The sequence below is a fragment of the Burkholderia sp. YHN3-13 genome (assembly GCF_055810675.1).
On record NZ_JBVVNQ010000074.1, the window covers coordinates 1 to 1,198 of the forward strand.

General features: G+C 56.5%; 1 protein-coding gene and 1 pseudogene. Both read left to right on the top strand.

Annotated elements, in window-relative coordinates; all coding sequences use genetic code 11:
* Positions 1 to 244 (top strand): hypothetical protein (locus tag AC0KUR_RS37895; RefSeq protein WP_473377390.1); only part of this gene is annotated, 244 nt, incomplete at its 5' end.
* A 440-nt stretch (positions 245 to 684) separates the two neighbouring features.
* A pseudogene (locus AC0KUR_RS37900) lies at positions 685 to 1,085 on the top strand (transposase); the annotation flags it as partial.
* Positions 1,086 to 1,198 lie beyond the last annotated feature (113 nt).

Genomic DNA, 1,198 nt, shown 5'->3' on the forward strand with positions numbered 1-1,198 from the left:
TTGCCGACCCATCGCGCTGCTGACGTCGCGCAGTTGTTGCCCCATCGCTGGGCGCCGATCGTTGCCTAATCCCTTCCGATCACGCCGTCAAGATGCCTTCGCCGGGCGCTTACATCGTATCGAGACACTCCGGCACAAGATGAAATACGAGTGGCTGGCCTTCCAGGCCCGCAACACTAAAATCCTTGAAGTCGATGTCCTTCCTCAGGGGTTCGGTGCAGACTACCGATTCACTCTCCGCTAAGTAATTTTAATTTTTATAATTTTGTGCGCTTTGTAATTCTCTGTGTTGGTGGGGCGCGAAGGACCCAAGCATGTCGCCACCGATACACAGCTTGGCGAGAGGTACACAACACTGCGCATCGCATAGGCGACGCGCACAGAAGTACAGTGCAATTACAGTTTGAATGAGCTTGGACAGGCCTAATTGACCTTGGTTAGCCTTGGTTTTGCCGATTGCGAGTCGTGTAAGGCTATGATTCTTAAGGGCTCCTGGTGCGCCGGTAAAACTCCGAAGGCAGCGTTCGATCGCCCGCAAGAGTCGTCTAACTTGCTTCCAGAATGCAACTGAAATCCCCGCGTAATCGTGCATCGTAGAGAGGTGGCCGTGCAAATTCGGACAGTCGGATAAGTGGGACGTCCGGGACCTAAGCCAGCGATAATGCTGGCAAAGGAACCGAGGAAATGACGAAGAGAACTCGACGCACGCACTCAGCGGCGTTCAAAGCGAAGGTGGCGCTGGCCGCGGTCAAGGGCGAGCGCACGCTGGCAGAGCTGGCGCAGCAGTTCGATGTGCACCCGAACCAGATTACCGAATGGAAACGGCAATTGCAGGAGCGTGCGGCAGACGTGTTTGGCGCGGCAGGCATGCCGTCGAGCGAGCCGCCGGTGGACCTGAAGGCGTTGCACGCCAAGATCGGCCAGCTGACACTGGAGAATGATTTTTTAGAAGGTGCGCTCACCAAGGCGGGATTGCTGAGCGCAAGACGATGATCGACCGTACGCATGCGCTGCCGGTTTCGCAACAGACGCGACTGGTCGGCATCGCGAGATCGAGTGCGTATTACCGGCCGCAGCCGGTCAGTTGTCAGTGATCGCCGTAAAGAAGCCGGGGTTGATCGGCGTAAAGAGGCCAGCAGAAACGGGGGTAAACCGCGGATTCGAACGGCTTCAAGGTTGCGGTTTTTTGCCGTTTTTC